This window comes from Rhizobium sp. WYCCWR10014 (assembly GCF_001657485.1).
In the GTDB taxonomy this organism is placed as follows: Bacteria; Pseudomonadota; Alphaproteobacteria; order Rhizobiales; family Rhizobiaceae; genus Rhizobium.
The window spans coordinates 234,731-253,863 of the sequence record NZ_LXFU01000024.1; the positions used below are offsets into that span (position 1 = coordinate 234,731).

Consider the following 19,133-nt stretch of genomic DNA (forward strand, 5'->3'; position numbering starts at 1 on the left):
GAATGCCCGCGACTGCGGTTACAGTCGCGGGCTTTTCTGTTTTAACGACAGCGCTGCGCGTCTTTTCAGACGCGCAAAGGACGCTGTAGCACTTGGAATCGCTGCTCTCACTTGCCCTGGGCGGAGAGCACCTGCAGGACCAGATCGACCTTACCGGCCTTTTCGAAGGTCAGCGTCACCGGCACCGTATCGCCCTGCTTGAACGGCGTCTTCACTTTCTGAAACATCAGGTGCAGGTTGCCGGGCTCCAGCTTGACCGTCTCGCCGGCACCGATGGCGATACCGTCCTTCAGCTGGCGCATCCGCATGACATTGTCCTTCGTCACCATCTCGTGGATCTGAACCTCACCAGCTGCTGGCGAACTGACGGACACCAGGCGATCGTCCGTCTGGCCGTTATTCTTCACCGTGAAAAAGCCGCCGCCGACCGGCTGGCCGGGCAGCATCGCCTTGGCGAACCCGCCGGAGATTTCGAGATCACCGGCCTTGACCGTGTCGCCGGCCGGTGCGGCAGCGCCCGCGCCCGCCATACCGGTCATGTCCATGCCGGCCATATCGTCATGATCGTGGCCATGGTCTTCACCGGCAACGACCTTCAACAGCGGCGCCGGGCTTTTCATCCCATGCGCGTCGCCGCCTTCCTTGGCCACCTGATCCCAGGCCGCGACCGTGTCGCCGCACATCTGCGTCACCGGAAAAGCGAGCGAGGTGCCGGCTTCGACGCCTGATACCTTACCCTGGATAACGAAGGTGTCGTAGAAATCGTCGGATAGATTGCCGTTCTTCCAGCGCACTTCGATCGCGCCCGTCTTCACCTTGTCGCCGTGATTGTCGTAGGTCTTCTGGTAATCGCCCTTGATCACCTCGAGCTCCCAGCCGGCCTTCGGCTGCGGCTTGGCGAAGACGAATCCCTCAGGCAGCTTGACCCGCACTTCCGTGGTCGCCTTGCCGTCGCAGCCATGCGGCACCTGCAGCGTAGCGAGAATGGTGCTGTCCTGCTTCGCCTCTCTGTCGAGGAAGGTCACATGCGCCTCGGCGCTGGCAAAGGCGGTCGCGGAAAGAAGGGCGGCAAGCCCGAAGGTCTTGCCAAATGTCTTGAGAGTTTTCATCGGATGTCTCCTCGCCGGCCGCGGACTTCTCTCGCGCGGACCGGAATGCTGCTGATGATTGCGAAAGGAGATCAGGCGAGGATGGGAGGCGCGCGGGAATTCGGCCGACTGACAGCGCTTGCACCGTCAATGGCTGAGGTTTCGATCGGCGCATTGATCAGCGAGGCGAACTTGCGCTCGAGCCAGGAGCCCGCATCCGGCATCGGCAAGATGACGGAGGCCGACAGTCGGCAGGCTTCGCAATTCGGCTTGAAGGCGACGGTCTTGCCGTCGGCGTCCTTCACGGTGATGCAGAGCGAGGCGAAAGTGCCGTCAGGCAGCACATAGGCCGCGGCATCGTAGCCTTCGGAGGCGACGGCCTGCGGCGCCTGATGGGCAAGGCCAAGCAAAAGCAGGCTCAATGCGCAAAGCATGCGCAGGAAGAGCGTCGCTTTCAGTCCGGTCTGCCGCATGAGATCCCCTTCAACAGCATGTCGCGATAGCCGGTTTCCCCGCGAAATGCAAAAGCAGATTGCCGTAGATCAGGGCTCAGCCGGCATATGGCGACAAAAAATTGTCCGGTCACGACATTTGGCCTTGCCAAGCGCTGCACCCGCCGGATAATTGCGCCAACCTTGTTGGGAGAAGCCGGTGCTTTCGCCACCGGTGCCGAAGGAGCAACCGCCCCGGAAACTCTCAGGCAAAAGGACCAGCAAGGGGCAGACGGAACTCTGGAGAGAAGCGTTCTCGAAACGCTCGCCGAAGGGATAACAATCTCAGGCAAAGGGACAGAGGGGGCTCAGGAGAGAAGCGCGCAGCCGCGCCTTCAGATTTGAGCCCGCGCCTTCGCGAGAAGGCGCAAACCCCGGAGGCGTCTTTTGGACGATACTGCTGCCCTGAAAAGAACCCCGCTGCATGCCCTGCATCTTTCGCTCGGCGCCCGCATGGTGCCGTTCGCGGGTTACGACATGCCGGTGCAATATCCCGCAGGCGTGATGAAGGAGCATCTTCATACCCGCGCCGAAGCCGGTCTCTTCGATGTCTCCCACATGGGACAGGTCATCGTGAAGGCGAAGTCGGGCAGCTATGAGGATGCGGCGCTGGCGCTCGAAAGCCTGGTGCCGGTCGATATATTGGGCCTTGGCGAAGGCCGCCAGCGCTACGGCTTCTTCACCGACGATAGCGGCTGCATTCTCGACGACCTGATGATCGCCCATGTCGACGACCACCTCTTCGTCGTCGTCAACGCCGCCTGCAAGGAAGCAGATATCGCCCATCTGCAGGCCCATATCAGCGACCAGTGCGACATCACCGTCCTCGACCGCGCCTTGATCGCGCTGCAGGGACCGCGCGCGGTTGCGGTTCTTGCCGAGCTCTGGGCCGATGTCGCGGCGATGAAATTCATGGATGTGCGCCACTGCCGCCTGCACGACGTGTCCTGTCTGGTCTCGCGCTCCGGCTATAGCGGCGAGGACGGCTTCGAGATCTCGATTCCATCAGACAAGGCCGAGGATGTCACCAAGCGGTTGCTCGAACATCCGGACGTCCAGGCGATCGGCCTCGGCGCCCGCGATTCGCTGCGCCTCGAAGCAGGCCTTTGCCTCTACGGCAACGATATCGACACGACCACCTCGCCGGTCGAGGCGGCGCTGGAATGGGCCATGCAGAAGGCAAGGCGCGGCAACGGCGCGCGCGCCGGCGGCTTCCCGGGCTCCGGCCGCATCCTTTCCGAACTCGAAAACGGCGCTGCCCGCCGCCGTGTCGGTCTGAAGCCGGAAGGCAAGGCGCCGGTGCGCGGCCATGCCAAGCTTTATGCCGATGCCGAGGGCAAGATCGAAATCGGCGAGGTCACCTCGGGCGGCTTCGGTCCCAGCGTCGAAGGCCCCGTCGCCATGGGTTACGTGCCGCTCTCCCATGCTGCGGCAGGCACGCTCGTCTATGCCGAGGTGCGCGGCAAATATCTGCCGATCACCGTCAGCGCCCTGCCCTTCGTCACACCGACCTACAAACGCTAAACCTTTCCAGAGAGGACGAACAATGCTGAAATTTACCGAAGAACACGAATGGCTGAAGATCGAAGGCGGCGTTGCGACGGTCGGCATAACGACCTATGCCGTCGAACAGCTCGGCGACCTGGTTTTCGTCGAGCTGCCGGAAGTCGGCGCGACCTTCTCCAAGAACGGCAACGCCGCGACCGTTGAATCCGTCAAGGCTGCTTCCGACGTCTATTGTCCGCTGGATGGCGAGATCACCGAGGTCAATCCGGCCATCGTTGCAGATCCTTCGCTGGTCAATTCCGATCCTCAGGGCGCCGGCTGGTTCTTCAAGCTCAAGCTTGCAAATGCTGCCGACGCCGATGGCCTGCTCGACGAGGCGGCCTACAAGGAGCTCACTGCGTAATGACGACGCCGACAGAATTCCAGTTCACCGACTATCAGCCCTACGATTTCGCCAATCGCCGTCATATCGGCCCCTCGCCAGCCGAGATGACCGACATGCTGAAGGTGATCGGCTATAACAGCCTCGACGGCCTGATCGACGCGACGCTGCCGCCCTCGATCCGCCAGAAGGCGCCACTCGTCTGGGGCGCGCCGATGACCGAGCGCGAGGCGCTCGACAAGCTGCGCGAGACCGCCAACAAGAACAAGGTGCTGGTCTCGCTGATCGGCCAGGGTTACTACGGCACGATCACGCCGCCGGTCATCCAGCGCAACATCCTGGAAAACCCGGCCTGGTACACCGCCTATACGCCTTATCAGCCGGAGATCAGCCAGGGCCGCCTGGAAGCGCTGCTGAACTACCAGACGATGATCTCAGACCTCACCGGCCTCGACGTCGCCAACGCCTCGCTCCTCGACGAGGCGACGGCTGCCGCCGAAGGCATGGCCATGGCCGAGCGCGTCGCCAAGTCGAAGGCCAAGGCCTTCTTCGTCGATGCCGATTGCCATCCCCAGACCATCGCCCTCATCCGCACCCGCGCCGAGCCGCTCGGCTGGAGCGTCATCGTCGGCAATCCCTTCACCGATCTCGATCCTGTCGACGTCTTTGGCGCGATCTTCCAGTATCCCGGCACGCACGGTCACGTGCATGATTTTACCGGCCTGATATCGCGCCTACATCAGACCGGCGCCATAGCGATCGTCGCCGCCGATATCCTGGCGCTGACGCTGCTGAAATCGCCCGGCGAAATGGGCGCCGATATCGCCGTCGGTTCTTCGCAGCGCTTCGGCGTTCCGGTCGGCTACGGCGGTCCGCATGCGGCCTATATGTCGGTCAAGGATGCCATCAAGCGCTCCATGCCCGGCCGCCTCGTCGGCGTCTCCGTCGATGCTCGTGGCAACCGCGCCTACCGCCTGTCGCTGCAGACCCGCGAACAGCATATCCGCCGCGAAAAGGCGACGTCGAACATCTGCACCGCTCAGGTGCTGCTTGCCGTCATGGCCTCGATGTACGCCGTCTTCCATGGCCCGAAGGGCATCAAGGCGATCGCCCAGCAGGTGCACCAGAAGGCCGTGCTGATGGCCAAAGGCCTGGAAAAGCTTGGTTACGAGGTTGAGCCCGAGGCCTTCTTCGACACGATCACCGTCGATGTCGGCCACATGCAAGGCCTCATCCTGCGCGCCGCCGTCGCCGAAGGCGTCAATCTGCGCAAGGTCGGGGAAACCAGGATCGGCATGAGCCTCGACGAACGCACCCGGCCGGCGACGCTCGAAGCCGTCTGGCGCGCCTTTGGTGCCAATTTCACGATCGCCGATTTCGAGCCTTCCTACCGCCTGCCGAAGGGCCTGCTCAGGACCAGCGATTACCTCACCCATCCGATCTTCCACATGAACCGCGCCGAAAGCGAGATGACGCGTTACATCCGCCGGCTTTCCGACCGGGATCTGGCGCTCGACCGCTCGATGATCCCGCTCGGCTCCTGCACGATGAAACTCAACGCGACGGCAGAAATGCTGCCGATCACCTGGCCGGAATTTTCCGACATCCATCCCTTCGTGCCATCAGACCAGGCGCTCGGCTACCGCGAGATGATCGACGACCTGATCGAAAAGCTCTGCGCCGTCACCGGCTACGACGCCTTCTCCATGCAGCCGAATTCCGGCGCGCAGGGCGAATATGCCGGCCTGCTGACGATCCGCAACTATCATATCGCCAATGGCGACGGCCATCGTGACGTCTGCCTGATCCCGACCTCGGCGCATGGCACCAACCCGGCCTCGGCCCAGATGGTCGGCATGAAGGTCGTCGTCGTCAAGGTGCGTGAAAACGGCGATATCGATCTCGACGATTTCCGCGCCAAGGCGGAGCAGCATGCGGCAAATCTCTCCTGCTGCATGATCACCTACCCTTCGACGCACGGCGTCTTTGAGGAGACCGTCAAGGAAATCTGCGACCTCGTTCATAAGAATGGTGGCCAGGTCTATCTCGACGGCGCCAACATGAACGCCATGGTCGGCCTGTCCCGCCCCGGTGACATCGGCTCCGACGTTTCGCATCTCAACCTGCACAAGACCTTCTGCATTCCGCATGGCGGCGGCGGACCCGGCATGGGCCCGATCGGCGTCAAGGCGCATCTGGCTCCCTATCTGCCCGGCCATCCCGAAACCGACGGCCGTTCGGGTGCAGTCTCGGCCGCCGCCTTCGGCTCGGCCTCGATCCTGCCGATCTCCTGGAGCTATTGCCTGATGATGGGCGGCGAAGGCCTGACGCAGGCGACCAAGGTGGCGATCCTCAACGCCAACTATATCGCCACCCGGCTGAAGGGTGCCTATAACGTGCTCTACAAGTCGGAGGCCGGCCGTGTCGCGCATGAATGCATCATCGACACCCGTCCGCTGGTCGACAGCTCCGGCGTCACCGTCGACGACGTCGCCAAACGGCTGATCGATTGCGGCTTCCATGCGCCGACCATGAGCTGGCCGGTCGCCGGCACGCTGATGATCGAGCCGACGGAAAGCGAGACCAAGGCCGAACTCGACCGTTTCTGCGAGGCGATGCTGGCGATCCGCGAGGAAGCCCGCGCTATCGAGGATGGCCGGATGGACAAGGTGAACAACCCGCTGAAGAACGCCCCGCACACGGTGGAAGATCTCGTCGGCGAATGGGATCGCCCCTACAGCAGAGAACAAGCCTGCTTCCCGCCCGGCGCCTTCCGCGTCGACAAATACTGGTCGCCGGTCAACCGCGTCGACAATGTCTACGGCGACCGCAACCTGATCTGCACCTGCCCGCCGGTGGAAAGCTACGTGGAAGCCGCCGAATAGCGGTCAAGCCTGATGCTGTAGCGAAGGGCCGAGCAATCCAAGCCCCTTCCATCATGGAAGGGGCTTTCCTAATTCTGATAGAAGTGTGCGGCCAACCCGTCTGGTTAGCAGCCGATCGAGGTTCAACTCCTCGGCAGGGGCACCGGTTTCCCTTTCCCCTGCCCTCCATCAGCGTCGAAGCGGCTAGAAGCGCTCGCCGACCATATCCTCGCTTTTGGCCCACAATGCCCTGGCCGTCTCGGGATCGAGCGCGTAGCTGCGCACGCCTTCGGAAATCGGGCTGATCTCCGCATCCGTCACTTCGGAGATGTGGCAATTCTCGCAATATCTGCCGCCGACCGCGTCTGCCGGGGCGACGAATCCTGCCCAGACGGAGGTAGCCGCACCCTGCGGGATCGTCTTCCACTGGAAGGACGGTTTGCCCTCGGCGGCGAGTGCCGCGTTGATCTGCGCCATCATGCCTTCGATCATGCCGGGGTCGAGATGACGGCCAAGCTCGGTCTGGATGCCGCCGGGATGCAGTGCCGTTGCACGAATGCCGCGCTCCTTGAGGCGCCGGTCGAGTTCCACCGCGAACAGGATATTTGCGGTTTTCGACTGGGCATACGCCGCCCAGGGCTCATAGGTCTTGCTCTCGAAATTGAGGTCGTTGAGGCTGAAGGGTGCCATGCGATGGCCGGAGGATGCGACGATCACCACTCGGCCGCCCGATTTGACGAGCGGTGCGATGCGGTTGACCAGCACGAAATGACCGAGATGGTTGGTGCCGAACTGCGTTTCGAAGCCATCGGCGGTGCGGCCGAAGGGAGCGGCCATCACGCCGGCATTGGCAATGACGACATCGAAGGGGCGGCCATCCGAAATGAGCGCATCGGCGCAGGCGCGCACGCTTGCCAGAGAGGCAAGATCAACCTCGACGATCTCAAGGCCGCCGCCATTGGCAGCATCCGCGCGCACGACTTCCGTTGCCGCCCTCGCCTTTGCAATGTCACGTGCCGTACCCGTCACCTGCGCCCCGTGGGATGCCAGCACGCGTGCGGTTTCCACGCCGAGGCCAGCCGAAACACCCGTCACCAGCACGCGCTTGCCCCTGAGATCGACGCCGGCGAGCACCTCATCGGTGGTTGATGTCGCGCCAAAAAGTCCACTCATTATTATCTCCTTGATCATGGACGCACCGCTCCGGACTGGTGAACCATTGCCCACCGGCCTCAAATGGAATAAAAGGAGGATGCCTCCAGATAAATACGGAGGGCGCCTCCGCTTATCAAGGGGACTTCTCGTAAATGGCCGAAAAAAGTGACGGGTCCACCGTCCGAAAGCCGCGTGCGGATGCCGAACGCAATCGTCTTCTGCTGATGGAAACGGCAAAGACCGTCTTTGCCGACAAGGGTTCCAGCGCCAGCCTGGAGGAAATCGCCCGCATCGCCGGCGTCGGCATCGGCACACTCTATCGCCATTTCCCGACCCGCGATGCACTGGTTTCCGCCATCTACCGCAATGAGACGGCGCAGCTTGCCGCTGCCGCCAAAAGCCTTGCCGAGACACATCCGCCTGTTGAAGCGCTTCGCCTGTGGCTGGTGCAGTTCGTCGATTATGTCGTGACGAAACACGGCATGTCGGAGGTGCTGGATTCTTTGGTCGGCGGCACCTCCGAGCTCTATGCCGATTCTGCCGATTTGATCATAGGTGCCGTCAATCTGCTGGTGGATCGCGCAGTCGCCACCGGTGAAATCCATCTGGCGATGGACCCGCTCGATATCCTGCGCGCGCTGGCGGGCGGCGCGAGCATCAGCTGTGGCCCCGCCTGGCGGGAGGCGGCAAGACAACTCATCGATATTCTGATTGCGGGCATGAGAGCCAGACGCTGAGGCTGTCGTACCTTGTCGGCACGGCCGTCTCGGATGAAGGTGCGCGAGTATGGCGACATCGATATGGAAAATTTCCCCGCACGCGGTGAAAGATCTCGTTGGCGTATGGGATCGCCCCTATAGCCGCGAACAGGCCTGCTTCCCACTCGGCGCGCCTTCCGCGTCGAGGGGCTGGATGCTTTTTGCGCGCAAGGATCAAATTTAACCTTTCTTAGCAAGTCTCTGTTAGCAATTCAGAAAGGCGGCTTCCATCAATATGGATCACCGTCGATCCCTTGTTTTGCGTGCAGGTTCTTATGCGTCCATCGGCAGTGCCAGCAATCCTCCTCGCCGCCCTGATCCTGTCGGGATGCGCCGCCAGTTCTGGCGCCGAAGATGTGCTGGGCAACGTGCCGTCGCCGGAAACGACCAATGCTATCGCCCAGCCGAGCGGCCCGATTCCCGCCGCCGCCGTTGGCGATCCTGCGCCGCAGGCAAGCCCGCCGCAGCAGGCGTTGCGCTGGGCGGGATGGGTTCCAGAACCGCGGGCGCTCGTGCCGGCCGACAGGCCGGTCGGCATGCCGCTGCCGACAGATAAGCCGGTCGCGCTGCTGATCCCGGCCAATCCCGCGGGCAATGCAATGCCCGATGTCGGCACGAGATCGCCGACACGCGGGCAAATTTACGGCCACCGGTTCCGCGATGCCAAGCCGATCAACTTCGGTTCCACTTCGCCGAGAAAGCTTGCCGTGCACGGCGTCGACGTGTCGCGCTGGCAGGGCGAGATCGACTGGGAGACGTTGCGGCGGCAAGGCGCAAACTTCGTCTACATCAAGGCGACCGACGGCGGCGATCACCTGGATCCGATGTTCAAGAAGAACTGGCGCCGGGCCAAGGAAGCCGGCCTGAAACACGGCGCCTATCACTTCTTCTACTGGTGCCGGACAGCCGGTGAGCAGGCCGACTGGTTCATCCGCAACGTGCCAAGGGAAGCCAACGCTCTTCCGCCCGTCATCGACGTCGAATGGAACGGCGAATCGAGCTGCAAGAGGCGCATCTCTCCCGCACGTGTCCGGGAAAAGATGCAGGTTTTCATGGACAAGCTGGAGCGCCATTACGGCCAGCGCCCGATCATCTATACCGCGCCGGATTTCTACCGCGACAATTTGAAGGGTCAGCTGCTCAACTATCCCTTCTGGCTGCGCTCGGTGGCCGCTCATCCCTCCAAGGTCTATCCCGGCCGCAAGTGGGTCTTCTGGCAGTATTCCGGCTCCGGCCTTTCCGAAGGCGTCGAAGGCAAGATCGACCTCAACGTCTTCAACGGCAACGAGAGCGATTGGCACGACTGGGTGGCGTCGCGATAGCGAACCCTGGCGAGAGCCCTCCCATCCTCATGCGGACTTTTGCACCTTGACCGGCACGCCTTTGTAAGCAGGCGTTCCCGATTTCCGGTCGTAATCGCTAAGTGCGATGACCCGGTTCATCTCGGGATAATATCCGGCGATGGAGCCAGCCGGGATATCGTAGGCCACTGCAGTGAAGCCTTTGACCGCCTTGCAACCCGTATCAGTCACCGACTCGATATCGACCTTATCGCCATCGGCGAGGCCGCGCGCGGAGAGATCGCCGCTGTTCATGAAGATCACGTCACGGCGGCCGAAGACGCCCCGATAGCGGTCGTCGAGGCTGTAGATCGTCGTGTTGTATTGGTCGTGGCTGCGCAGCGTCGTCAGAACCAGCGTGTCTGCGTCGGCAAGGCGCGGATCTTCCTCCAGTCCAGGCGCGATGAGGAACTGCGCTTTTCCTGAGGGCGTGCGCCATTGCCGGTCGGAGGCGGCCACCGTCAGCCGGAAGCCGCCCGGTTGCCTGACCCGGCTGTTGAAATCATGGAAATCCGGAAAGACCACCTCGATCTTTTCCCGAACGCGGTTGTAGTCGCTGATCATCCCATCCCAATCGATACCGTATCTGGTGCCCAGCGTCGCCTTGGCGATGCCGGCGATGATCGCCGGTTCGGACCTTAGCTGGTCGCCGGGCGGCTTCAGAAAACCGCGTGAGGCGTGCACCATCGACATGGAATCTTCGACAGTCACCGATTGTGGTCCCGTCTCCTGAATGTCTTGGTCGGTGCGACCAAGGACGGGAAGGATGATGGAGGTTCGGGCGATCAGCAGGTGCGATCGATTGGGTTTTGTCGCGAGATGGACCGCAAGGTCGAGCTTGCGCATGCCTTCGAACGTCGCCTCCGGATCGGATATGGCGACGGCGAGATTACCGCCGAGGCAGACCAGCGCCTTCGAGCGGCCTTCGATGATCGCCTCGATAGCCTCGATCGCGTTATGGCCCTTCTCCTGTGGCGGGCGGAAGCCAAAGGCCTTCTCCATGCCGTCGAGAAGCGCCTTGTTGGGGATCTCGGTGATCCCGACGGTCCGGTCGCCCTGAACGTTCGAATGCCCCCGCAGCGGGCAGATACCGGCACCCTGGCGGCCGATATTTCCCCGCAACATCAGGAAATTGGCAAGCTGCTGGACATTGGCCGTGCCGTGGCTGTGTTGAGTGATGCCCATGCCATAGCAGAGGATGACGTTGCGGGCGTTGAGATAGACATCAACAGCACTGTCGAGCGCTTCGAGCGTCAATCCTGATCTCTTTATGATCGACGCCCACTCCGTCTTTGCAATATCGGCCTTGAGAGCCTCCAGTCCGATCGTATGAGCTTCGATGAATTCCCGGTCGAGAAAGCCTTTGCCGCCTGCCGCGATATCGTCATCGTCGCGCTCGAATATCCGCTTCATCAGGCCCTTGAGGGCAGCGAGATCCCCGCCGGTGCGCAGCTGATGATAAGCCGATGCGATCGGTGTCGAAGACATAGTCGCCATTTCCACCGGGTTCTGCGGTGCCGCAAATTTCTCGAGCGCGCGTTCTTTCAGGGGATTGAAGACCACGATCGGGACGCCGCGCCTCGCAGCATCATGCAGCGTTGTCATCATCCGCGGGTGGTTGGTGCCAGGATTGTGGCCGAAGCTGAAGATCGCATCGGCATGATCGAAATCTTCGAGGGTCACCGTGCCCTTCCCGACGCCAATCGAGTGTGGCAGGCCGACGCTGGTCGCCTCATGGCACATGTTCGAGCAGTCGGGAAAATTGTTGGTGCCGTAGGCCCTGACGAAAAGCTGGAACAGGAATGCCGCCTCGTTCGACGCGCGTCCCGATGTGTAGAATTCGGCCATATCAGGATCGGGCAGTTTGCGCAGTTCCGCGCCGATCAGCGTGAAAGCTTCCTCCCAGCCGATCGGCAGGTAACGGTCGCTGGCGTGATCATAGATCAATGGGTGTGTCAGGCGACCCTGGTCTTCCAGCTGATGGTCGTTCCATTGCCACAGATCGGCGACCGTATGCGCCGCGAAAAAGTCAGGCCCGGCACGTTTCGCCGTGGATTCCCAAGTGATCGCCTTGGCGCCATTTTCACAGAACTCGAACGAACTCGTATGTTTGGGATCGGGCCAGGCGCAACCCGGACAATCGAAACCCTCGGGCTGATTGGCTTTCAGCAGCGTCGCAGCTCCCTGCGCAATGACCTGCTGGCGCGTAAGGGTTTCGGCAACGGCTTTGAGTGCACCCCAGCCGCCGGCGGGGGCCGTGTATTTCTCGATGCCTTTCGGCCGCTTCTTGGTCATCGCCTGCTCCACAAATCCGTCCGAGGGCCAGCGCCCATTATCAATGCAAAGGGATGCCATGCGATAGATGGCGCGAACATCCTTTAAAAAAAGATCGGACCGCTCCGAGGGGGCGGAGCGGTCCTGGCGGATCGTCGGATCCGCAAGACTTCGGCGCGGGAGGGGACATGCCGATGTCTATCGGCACATTCGTGGTGCCGGTCTCCACATGGAAGTCACTTCCGAGAGACACCCAGACCTTACCGTCCCGGCAGCAGGCCACGAAACTATACATAGGTATCGGGGATGATCTTGTTGAGCCAGTCATCCTGTCCCCACCTCGTCGTTCCTGCTGGAACCTAAACAGAAGTATAGGTCCGGCTACACCAGCATTGAATGTCCTGCTCTACGATTCTTTCGAGGCCAGCGAAGCAGGAACGCAAAATTGCCAACCGCGCAGCCAGATCGCCCCACCTCCGAAATTCGTTCATTCCAGCTAAGAGAATAGCCATGGACCGTATCGAAAGCCGTCGCAAGGCGCTCCGCTGCCGCCTGTCCTGGATATAGTCCCGTGCCAATCCGAAACAGACGCGACGGCATAAAGCCCTCACCTAAGGCCTTTGCTAACGCAATGCCTTCAGCATTCCCTAAATCCTCGCAGCTACAAGGTTATCATCCAGTTCTGGGGAAACGGCTGATGAGCATATCGGGTATTACGAGCACTGCTCTTTCGGGAATGCGGGCACAGACGACGCGGGTCGGCGCGATTGCCAACAACATCGCAAATAGCAGCACGCCGGGCTATGCCAGGCTGAACACCAGCCTCACCTCCGTTGAGTCAGGCGGCGTCCAGGCCCTCGTCAGCCCGACTCCGTCAGATGTCGATGCGGCCACCGAACTCACCGCCCTGATCGAAGCCGAGCAGAGCTACAAGGCAAATGCCGTGGTCTTCGAGACTGGCGCCGACATGTGGGAAATGCTCATGAGCATCAAGCGCGACTGAACACGCCCGATTTCATCGGAGACTTGCTGGCGGAGAAATTTCCGCCGCTCTGAAGCTATCAGGAATGCGCCGGCTCGCCCTGGCGCTGGGCGGCAAGGGTCGCGAGATCGGCAGGCTTCAACTCGACGGATTCGCCGCAGCCGCAGGCCGATGTCTGGTTCGGATTGGTGAAGGTGAAGCCGGAGCGGAGCGTCGTCGTTTCGAAGCCCATCTCGGTGCCGAGCAAATAGAGAGCTGCCGATGGCTCGACCCAGACTTTGGCGCCGTCGCGCTCGATCAGGTCGTCCTTGACATTGGGCTCGGTCACCAGGTCGATGGTATACTCCATCCCGGCGCAACCGCCCTTCTTGATGCCGACGCGCACGCCCTTGGCATCAGGTCCCGAGTTCTCGACGATCGCCTTGACGCGAGCCGCAGCACCGTCCGTCATGCTCATGATTGCAAAGCCCATCGGCTCATTCTCCTTCCGCAACCGGGGTCAAGATCCGGTGCATCGTGATTCAAATGTAGTACCCTGAAGTAAACGGATCAATACCGCGGGATGTCAGTACCAGCCGACCGCGACCTGCGCCTCTTCCGACATGCGGTCCGGCGTCCACGGCGGATCGAAAGTCATTGCCACCTCGACACCCGACACGCCTTCGACGGCGCCGACGGCGTTTTCGACCCAACCTGGCATTTCACCGGCTACCGGGCAGCCGGGTGCGGTCAGCGTCATCATGATTTTCACCATCCGGTCGTCCTCGATGTCGATCTTGTAGATCAGACCGAGCTCGAAGATGTCGGCGGGAATTTCCGGATCGTAGACCGTCTTCAGCGCGCTGATGACGTCGTCGCTGAGCCGCGCCAGCTCATCGGCCGGAATGCTGGAATGCACGATGCCTTCGCGCACGTCGATCTTCTGTTCGCTTTCGTCCAGGCTCATCACGGACACTCCTCAAGCAAAGAACTTGCGCGCATAATCAAGCGCATCGGCCAGGGCATCGACCTCGGCGCGGGTATTGTACATGCCGAAGGATGCACGGCATGTGGAGGTGACGCCGAAGCGTTTCAAGAGCGGCATGGCGCAATGCGTGCCGGCGCGCACCGCAACACCCTGCCGGTCGATCACCATCGAGACGTCATGGGCATGAATGCCGGCAAGCTCGAAGGAAAAGATGCTGCCCTTGTCGGGCGCCGTCCCGAAAACGCGCAGCGAGTTGACCGATTTCAGCCGCTCGACCGCATAGGCGGCAAGATCGGCCTCATGCCGGGCGATCGCCTCGCGGCCGATCTTCTCCATATAATCGAGCGCGTAACCCAGCCCGATCGCCTGCACGATCGGCGGCGTGCCGGCCTCGAAGCGATGCGGCGGATCATTATAGGTAACCACGTCCTCGGCGACTTCGAAGATCATCTCGCCGCCGCCCTGGAACGGGCGCATCTCGAAAAGCCGTTCCTTCTTGCCGTAAAGCACGCCGATGCCGGACGGGCCATAGAGCTTGTGGCCGGTCATCACGTACCAGTCGCAATCGATATCCTGCACGTCGACAGGCAGATGCACGGCGCCCTGGCTGCCGTCGATCAGCACCGGAATGCCGCGCTCATGCGCGATCCGGCAGACTTCCTTGACGGGAACGATCGTGCCGAGCGCATTCGACATATGGGTGATGGCGACGAGCTTGGTGCGCTCCGTCAGGCTTTTCTCGAAATCTTCGATATGGAAGGCGCCCTCGTCGTCGACGGGCACCCAGACGAGTTTGGCGCCCTGCCGCTCGCGGATGAAGTGCCAGGGCACGATGTTGGAATGGTGCTCCATGATCGTCAGCACGATCTCGTCGCCTTCGCCAATCTTCGGCATGCCCCAGCCATAGGCGACGGTGTTGATCGCTTCCGTCGAATTCTTGGTGAAGACGATGTCATTCACTGAAGGCGCGTTGAGGAAGCGGCGAACCTTCTCACGCGCTGCCTCATAGGCATCCGTCGCGGCATTCGAGAGATAGTGCAGGCCGCGATGCACATTGGCATATTCGTGGGCGTAGGCATGCGAAATGGCGTCGATCACCACCTGCGGCTTCTGCGCTGAGGCACCGTTGTCGAGATAGACCAGCGGCTTGCCGTGCACCTTATCCGCCAGGATCGGAAAATCCCGACGGATGGCTTCGACGTCGTATTGGGTGGCCGGCGCTATCTTGTCCATTGATATATCCGATCAGGCGTGCTTTTCGAGCCAGGCCGAAATCACGCCTTCCAGCGCCTCGACCAGGGCTTCGTCTTCCAGTTCCTCGACGATCTCGGCGACGAAAGCGTTGACGAGCATCGCCCGCGCCTTGTTCTCCGGAATGCCGCGCGCCATCATGTAATAGAGATGGTTGGCGTCGATATCGGTCACCGTCGCGCCGTGGCCGCACTGCACGTCATCGGCGAAGATTTCGAGCTCGGGCTTGACCGAGAATTCGGCATCGTCGGACATCAACAGCGTGTTGCAGGCCATCTTGGCATCGGTCTTCTGCGCATCGGGCGCCACCCGGATCATGCCCTGGAAGACGCCCTTGGCACGGTCGAAGACGACGTTGCGGATGACTTCGGTCGAGCCGGTATTCGGCACGTCGTGGCCGAGCACCATCGTCACGTCGGTATGGCTTTCCGCTCCGAGCAGGTTGATGCCGCGCAGGGTCAGATCGGCGCCCTCGCCCGTCACCTTGATATGCAGCTCCTGCCGGACCAGCTTGCCGCCGGCATTGATGACGAAAAACCGCAGCTTGGCGTCAGCGCGGAGATCGATGCGGATCTGCCCGAGATGCGTATCGTCGGCCCCCTGCTGTTGCAGGATGATCCAGGTCAGTTCGGCGCCTTCGCCAACCGTGATGTCGCTGACATGGGACACCAGCGCTGCATCGCCGGTCACCGTGCGGTGACGCTCGATGACGGTCGCCTTGACACCGGCACCAAAAGACACGGGAAGGCGGGTATGCGTCTGCCCGCCCGCATGGATGAACTGGATTTCGAGCGGGTTTTCAAGGTCGGTATCGGCAGGCACGTCGAGGACATAGCCGTCGCGCACGAAGCTGCCATTGATGCGGCCGACCGCGTCGTCGGAGCCGAGTGCATCCAGGCCACTGGCGGCAGAACCGTCAAGCAGGTGCTCGGAATAGGCGGAAACGCCAAGACCGTCGACCGTAGCCTTCTGATTGGAATGGCCCTGGATCACCGCCAGCACCGTGGAGTCGGCAACGAGCGGCTCCAAAGCTTGCGAGCCGGCATCGCCCGCCTGCTGCGGGACAGTGCGCAGCAGGTTCTTGAGGTCGGTATAGTGCCAGGCTTCGATGCGGCGCGTCGGCAGGCCGGCTTTCTTCAGGTCGTCGAGAAGCCGGTCGCGCAGGGCCGTCACCGCGCCATTGCCTGGCAGTTCGCCGATCTGCTGGTTGAAGGCCTCGATCAGCGCCGTCTCGGCCGCAGTCAGGCGGCTCGTCGTCTGCATATTCATGGACGTCGTCCTTTCCACCCGAAACTCAGGCCGCCGTGCCGATGATGTCAGCATAGCCGTTGGCTTCCAGCTCATGCGCCAGCGTCTTGTCGCCCGACTTGATCACCTGGCCCTTGTAGAGCACGTGAACGGTATCCGGCACGATATAGTCGAGCAGGCGCTGGTAGTGGGTGATGACCACGACCGCGCGGTCCGGCGAACGCAGCGCGTTGACGCCGTCGGCGACGATCTTCAGCGCATCGATGTCGAGGCCGGAATCGGTTTCGTCGAGCACGCAGAGCTTCGGTTCAAGCAGCGCCATCTGCAGGATTTCGGCCCGCTTCTTCTCGCCGCCGGAGAAGCCGACGTTCAGCGGCCGCTTCAACATCTCGGTATTGATCTGCAGCTTGCCGGCGGCATCCTTGACCCGGCGCATGAAGTCTGGCGTCGTCAGCTCGTCCTCGCCGCGCGCCTTGCGCTGTTCGTTCATCGCCACCTTCAGGAACTGCATGGTGGCAACGCCCGGAATTTCGACCGGATACTGGAAGGCCAGGAAGATGCCCTTGGCGGCGCGCTCGGCCGGATCGAGCTCGAGAATGCTTTCGCCATTGTAGAGAATGTCGCCCTCGGTGACTTCGTAGTCGCTGCGGCCGGACAGCACATAGGAGAGCGTCGACTTGCCGGAGCCGTTCGGCCCCATGATCGCGGCAACTTCGCCGGCCTTCACCGTCAGGTTCAGGCCACGGATGATCTCGGTGCCGTCTTCGGCGATACGGGCATGGAGATTTCTGATTTCAAGCATTTCGTTCTTCCTGTCCATAAGGCGGGTCCAAGTGCCGCCTGATTGACCGTGCTCATCGGTCTCGATCGTCATCCTCGGGCTTGTCCCGAGGATCTAAGCCTTCAATTGTAATCGCTCCACTCCCGCGTATTCGGATGCGGTCGATAGATATTCTCGATTTTATCGATCCGCTCATAAAGGTCGATCCAGGTCGGATTGATGCCCTCTATAAGCTTGATTTTCCATTCACGCAGGTAGCGTTTCAAAGACTTCTCTCGTCGGATCGCCAACACGATGTTCGGGTGGTTCTCAAACCAGACAAGATTCTTTGCTCTGTATTTCTGCGTAAAGCCCTTCTGGATCTCGTTGCGGTGTTCCCATATGCGTCCGTACAAATCACTCGTGACGCCGGTGTAGATCACGCCTCGCGGTTTGTCGGACACCATGTAGACGAAACCACTCATCCTTTGTTCTCTGGCCGCTGCAGATCCTCGGGACAAGCCCGAGGATGACGGAAACCGTGTTTACCCCACAGAGCCTTCCAGCGAAATGCTGATCAGCTTCTGCGCCTCGACGGCGAATTCCATCGGCAATTCCTGCAGGACTTCCTTGACGAAACCGTTGACGATCAGCGCGATCGCCGCTTCGGTCGGGATGCCGCGCTGCAGGCAGTAGAACAGCTGATCCTCGGAGATCTTCGAGGTTGTCGCCTCATGTTCGAACTGCGCCGTCGAATTCTTCGCCTCGATGTAGGGCACGGTATGGGCGCCGCACTTGTCGCCGATCAGCAGCGAATCGCACTGCGTGAAGTTGCGCGCGTTCGACGCCTTGCGGTGAGCCGAAACCTGGCCGCGATAGGTGTTGTTGGACACACCGGCGGCGATGCCCTTGGAGACGATGCGGCTCGACGTGTTCTTGCCGAGATGGATCATCTTGGTGCCGCTGTCGATCTGCTGATGACCGTTGGACACGGCGATCGAATAGAACTCGCCACGGCTGTCGTCGCCGCGCAGGATGCAGGACGGATACTTCCAGGTGATCGCCGAGCCGGTTTCGACCTGCGTCCAGGAGATCTTCGAACGGTCGCCGCGGCAATCGCCGCGCTTGGTGACGAAGTTGTAGATGCCGCCCTTGCCGTTCTTGTCGCCAGGATACCAGTTCTGCACCGTCGAATATTTGATCTCGGCATCATCGAGCGCAACGAGTTCGACGACAGCCGCATGCAGCTGGTTTTCGTCGCGCTGCGGCGCCGTGCAGCCTTCGAGATAGGAGACGTAGGCGCCTTCTTCCGCGATGATCAGGGTGCGCTCGAACTGGCCGGTGCCCTTCTCGTTGATGCGGAAATAGGTGGACAGCTCCATCGGGCAGCGAACGCCCTTCGGCACGAAGACGAAGGAACCGTCGGTAAAGACCGCCGAATTGAGCGTCGCATAGTAGTTGTCGCTCGTTGGAACGACGGAGCCGAGGTACTTCTGTACCAGTTCCGGATACTCGCGGATGGCTTCCGAGATCGACATGAAGATCACGCCGGCCTTCTTCAGCTCTGCCTTGAAGGTGGTGACGACCGAGACGCTGTCGAAAACGGCATCGACGGCGATCTTCGGCTTCTCGACGCCGGCAAGAATCTCCTGCTCACGCAGCGGGATGCCGAGCTTCTCATAGACCTTCAACAGCTCCGGATCGACCTCGTCGAGCGATTTTGGACCCGGCGTGCTCTTCGGCGCGGCGTAATAATAGATGTCGTTGAAATCGATCTTCGGATAGTCGACGCGCGCCCAGGTCGGCTCTTCCAGCGTCAGCCAGCGACGATAGGCCTCGAGACGCCATTCCAGCATCCACTCCGGCTCCTGCTTCTTCGCCGAAATGAAGCGGATGATATCTTCGGACAGGCCTTTCGGCGCCTTGTCCATCTCGATGACGGTCTCGAAACCGTATTTGTACTGGTCCACATCGATCAGGCGCACCTGGTCGATTGTTTCCTGCACCGCAGCCATCTCATTCTCCAATCTCGCCGGATACAAGGTCCGGCAGCTTGTAGTGTTTGGG

At 61.4% G+C, this 19,133-nt stretch carries 17 protein-coding genes and 2 riboswitches; of the genes, 6 read left to right on the top strand and 11 right to left on the bottom strand.

What is annotated here, in order from left to right; genetic code table 11:
* Positions 1-107 precede the first annotated feature (107 nt).
* Entirely contained in the window at positions 108-1,109 is a 1,002-nt protein-coding gene (locus A6U98_RS04105; RefSeq protein WP_064648191.1) for a copper chaperone PCu(A)C, read from the bottom strand.
* A 71-nt stretch (positions 1,110-1,180) separates the two neighbouring features.
* Positions 1,181-1,561 (bottom strand): hypothetical protein, encoded by a 381-nt coding sequence (locus A6U98_RS04110; RefSeq protein WP_064648192.1) that lies wholly within the window; start codon positions 1,559-1,561, stop codon positions 1,181-1,183.
* Between the two features lie 156 nt (positions 1,562-1,717).
* Positions 1,718-1,806, top strand: a riboswitch (glycine riboswitch).
* 3 nt (positions 1,807-1,809) lie between these two features.
* Positions 1,810-1,890, top strand: a riboswitch (glycine riboswitch).
* Positions 1,891-1,966: 76 nt separating this feature from the next.
* Here A6U98_RS04110 and gcvT point away from each other — a divergent pair.
* From gcvT to gcvP, 3 genes are read left to right on the top strand one after another with little or no spacing between them, the layout of a single operon-like run.
* Positions 1,967-3,103, top strand: coding sequence for a glycine cleavage system aminomethyltransferase GcvT (gene gcvT / locus A6U98_RS04115; protein ID WP_064648193.1), 1,137 nt, complete (start codon positions 1,967-1,969; stop codon positions 3,101-3,103).
* 22 nt (positions 3,104-3,125) lie between these two features.
* Complete coding sequence (gene gcvH, locus A6U98_RS04120) at positions 3,126-3,488, top strand: glycine cleavage system protein GcvH (RefSeq protein ID WP_003539971.1); 363 nt, start codon at positions 3,126-3,128, stop codon at positions 3,486-3,488.
* Positions 3,488-6,352, top strand: coding sequence for an aminomethyl-transferring glycine dehydrogenase (gene gcvP, locus A6U98_RS04125; RefSeq protein WP_064648194.1), 2,865 nt, complete (start codon positions 3,488-3,490; stop codon positions 6,350-6,352). Before gcvH ends, gcvP begins: the two co-directional genes overlap by 1 nt.
* Positions 6,353-6,535: 183 nt before the next feature.
* On the opposite strand, the gene A6U98_RS04130 is transcribed toward gcvP, so the two are convergent.
* Positions 6,536-7,504, bottom strand: coding sequence for an SDR family NAD(P)-dependent oxidoreductase (locus A6U98_RS04130; protein ID WP_064648195.1), 969 nt, complete (start codon positions 7,502-7,504; stop codon positions 6,536-6,538).
* Between the two features lie 134 nt (positions 7,505-7,638).
* Here A6U98_RS04130 and A6U98_RS04135 point away from each other — a divergent pair, with 134 nt between their 5' ends.
* Together A6U98_RS04135 and A6U98_RS04140 are read left to right on the top strand one after the other, a co-directional pair.
* Positions 7,639-8,223 carry a TetR/AcrR family transcriptional regulator gene (locus A6U98_RS04135; protein ID WP_064648196.1) on the top strand — a complete coding sequence of 195 codons (585 nt, stop codon included), beginning with the start codon at positions 7,639-7,641 and terminating at the stop codon, positions 8,221-8,223.
* A gap of 296 nt (positions 8,224-8,519) precedes the next feature.
* On the top strand, positions 8,520-9,566 hold the full coding sequence (locus A6U98_RS04140; protein WP_064648197.1) for a GH25 family lysozyme: 1,047 nt from the start codon (positions 8,520-8,522) through the stop codon (positions 9,564-9,566).
* Positions 9,567-9,593: 27 nt separating this feature from the next.
* Here the strand turns inward: A6U98_RS04140 and A6U98_RS04145 are convergent, their stop codons facing one another.
* Positions 9,594-11,879 (bottom strand): FdhF/YdeP family oxidoreductase, encoded by a 2,286-nt coding sequence (locus A6U98_RS04145; protein WP_064648198.1) that lies wholly within the window; start codon positions 11,877-11,879, stop codon positions 9,594-9,596.
* Positions 11,880-12,555: 676 nt separating this feature from the next.
* On the opposite strand from A6U98_RS04145, the gene A6U98_RS04150 reads away from it, so the two are divergent.
* The gene (locus A6U98_RS04150; protein WP_064648199.1) at positions 12,556-12,861 is read left to right on the top strand and encodes a flagellar basal body protein; all 306 of its coding nucleotides are present in this window, start codon (positions 12,556-12,558) and stop codon (positions 12,859-12,861) included.
* Between the two features lie 58 nt (positions 12,862-12,919).
* Here A6U98_RS04150 and sufA read toward each other — a convergent pair whose 3' ends face one another.
* The 7 genes from sufA to sufB all read right to left on the bottom strand — a co-directional run bounded on the left by sufA (position 12,920) and on the right by sufB (position 19,081).
* Positions 12,920-13,312, bottom strand: a complete 393-nt coding sequence (sufA, locus tag A6U98_RS04155; RefSeq protein ID WP_064648200.1) for a Fe-S cluster assembly scaffold SufA — start codon at positions 13,310-13,312, stop codon at positions 12,920-12,922.
* A gap of 93 nt (positions 13,313-13,405) precedes the next feature.
* Entirely contained in the window at positions 13,406-13,786 is a 381-nt protein-coding gene (locus tag A6U98_RS04160; protein WP_003559708.1) for an SUF system Fe-S cluster assembly protein, read from the bottom strand.
* A 12-nt stretch (positions 13,787-13,798) separates the two neighbouring features.
* Positions 13,799-15,040: a cysteine desulfurase gene (locus A6U98_RS04165; protein ID WP_064648201.1), complete on the bottom strand. Its 1,242-nt coding sequence runs from the start codon at positions 15,038-15,040 to the stop codon at positions 13,799-13,801.
* A 12-nt stretch (positions 15,041-15,052) separates the two neighbouring features.
* Positions 15,053-16,327 carry a Fe-S cluster assembly protein SufD gene (gene sufD, locus A6U98_RS04170; protein ID WP_064648202.1) on the bottom strand — a complete coding sequence of 425 codons (1,275 nt, stop codon included), beginning with the start codon at positions 16,325-16,327 and terminating at the stop codon, positions 15,053-15,055.
* 25 nt (positions 16,328-16,352) lie between these two features.
* Complete coding sequence (gene sufC / locus A6U98_RS04175; RefSeq protein ID WP_018445225.1) at positions 16,353-17,108, bottom strand: Fe-S cluster assembly ATPase SufC; 756 nt, start codon at positions 17,106-17,108, stop codon at positions 16,353-16,355.
* A 101-nt stretch (positions 17,109-17,209) separates the two neighbouring features.
* Positions 17,210-17,551 (bottom strand): GIY-YIG nuclease family protein, encoded by a 342-nt coding sequence (locus A6U98_RS04180; protein WP_064648203.1) that lies wholly within the window; start codon positions 17,549-17,551, stop codon positions 17,210-17,212.
* Positions 17,552-17,611: 60 nt separating this feature from the next.
* Positions 17,612-19,081 carry a Fe-S cluster assembly protein SufB gene (gene sufB / locus A6U98_RS04185; RefSeq protein ID WP_003539987.1) on the bottom strand — a complete coding sequence of 490 codons (1,470 nt, stop codon included), beginning with the start codon at positions 19,079-19,081 and terminating at the stop codon, positions 17,612-17,614.
* Positions 19,082-19,133 lie beyond the last annotated feature (52 nt).

What these genes read in the sequence shown, in the direction of transcription:
- A6U98_RS04135 (WP_064648196.1), top strand. Translation starts at nt 7,639, where the DNA reads ATGGCCGAAAAAAGTGACGGGTCCACCGTCCGAAAGCCGCGTGCGGAT.
- A6U98_RS04160 (WP_003559708.1), bottom strand. Translation starts at nt 13,786, where the DNA reads ATGAGCCTGGACGAAAGCGAACAGAAGATCGACGTGCGCGAAGGCATC.
- A6U98_RS04145 (WP_064648198.1), bottom strand. Translation starts at nt 11,879, where the DNA reads ATGACCAAGAAGCGGCCGAAAGGCATCGAGAAATACACGGCCCCCGCC.
- A6U98_RS04140 (WP_064648197.1), top strand. Translation starts at nt 8,520, where the DNA reads ATGCGTCCATCGGCAGTGCCAGCAATCCTCCTCGCCGCCCTGATCCTG.
- A6U98_RS04180 (WP_064648203.1), bottom strand. Translation starts at nt 17,551, where the DNA reads ATGAGTGGTTTCGTCTACATGGTGTCCGACAAACCGCGAGGCGTGATC.
- sufD (WP_064648202.1), bottom strand. Translation starts at nt 16,327, where the DNA reads ATGAATATGCAGACGACGAGCCGCCTGACTGCGGCCGAGACGGCGCTG.
- gcvH (WP_003539971.1), top strand. Translation starts at nt 3,126, where the DNA reads ATGCTGAAATTTACCGAAGAACACGAATGGCTGAAGATCGAAGGCGGC.
- sufC (WP_018445225.1), bottom strand. Translation starts at nt 17,108, where the DNA reads ATGCTTGAAATCAGAAATCTCCATGCCCGTATCGCCGAAGACGGCACC.
- A6U98_RS04130 (WP_064648195.1), bottom strand. Translation starts at nt 7,504, where the DNA reads ATGAGTGGACTTTTTGGCGCGACATCAACCACCGATGAGGTGCTCGCC.
- A6U98_RS04150 (WP_064648199.1), top strand. Translation starts at nt 12,556, where the DNA reads ATGAGCATATCGGGTATTACGAGCACTGCTCTTTCGGGAATGCGGGCA.
- sufB (WP_003539987.1), bottom strand. Translation starts at nt 19,081, where the DNA reads ATGGCTGCGGTGCAGGAAACAATCGACCAGGTGCGCCTGATCGATGTG.
- A6U98_RS04165 (WP_064648201.1), bottom strand. Translation starts at nt 15,040, where the DNA reads ATGGACAAGATAGCGCCGGCCACCCAATACGACGTCGAAGCCATCCGT.
- A6U98_RS04110 (WP_064648192.1), bottom strand. Translation starts at nt 1,561, where the DNA reads ATGCGGCAGACCGGACTGAAAGCGACGCTCTTCCTGCGCATGCTTTGC.
- A6U98_RS04105 (WP_064648191.1), bottom strand. Translation starts at nt 1,109, where the DNA reads ATGAAAACTCTCAAGACATTTGGCAAGACCTTCGGGCTTGCCGCCCTT.
- gcvP (WP_064648194.1), top strand. Translation starts at nt 3,488, where the DNA reads ATGACGACGCCGACAGAATTCCAGTTCACCGACTATCAGCCCTACGAT.
- sufA (WP_064648200.1), bottom strand. Translation starts at nt 13,312, where the DNA reads ATGGGCTTTGCAATCATGAGCATGACGGACGGTGCTGCGGCTCGCGTC.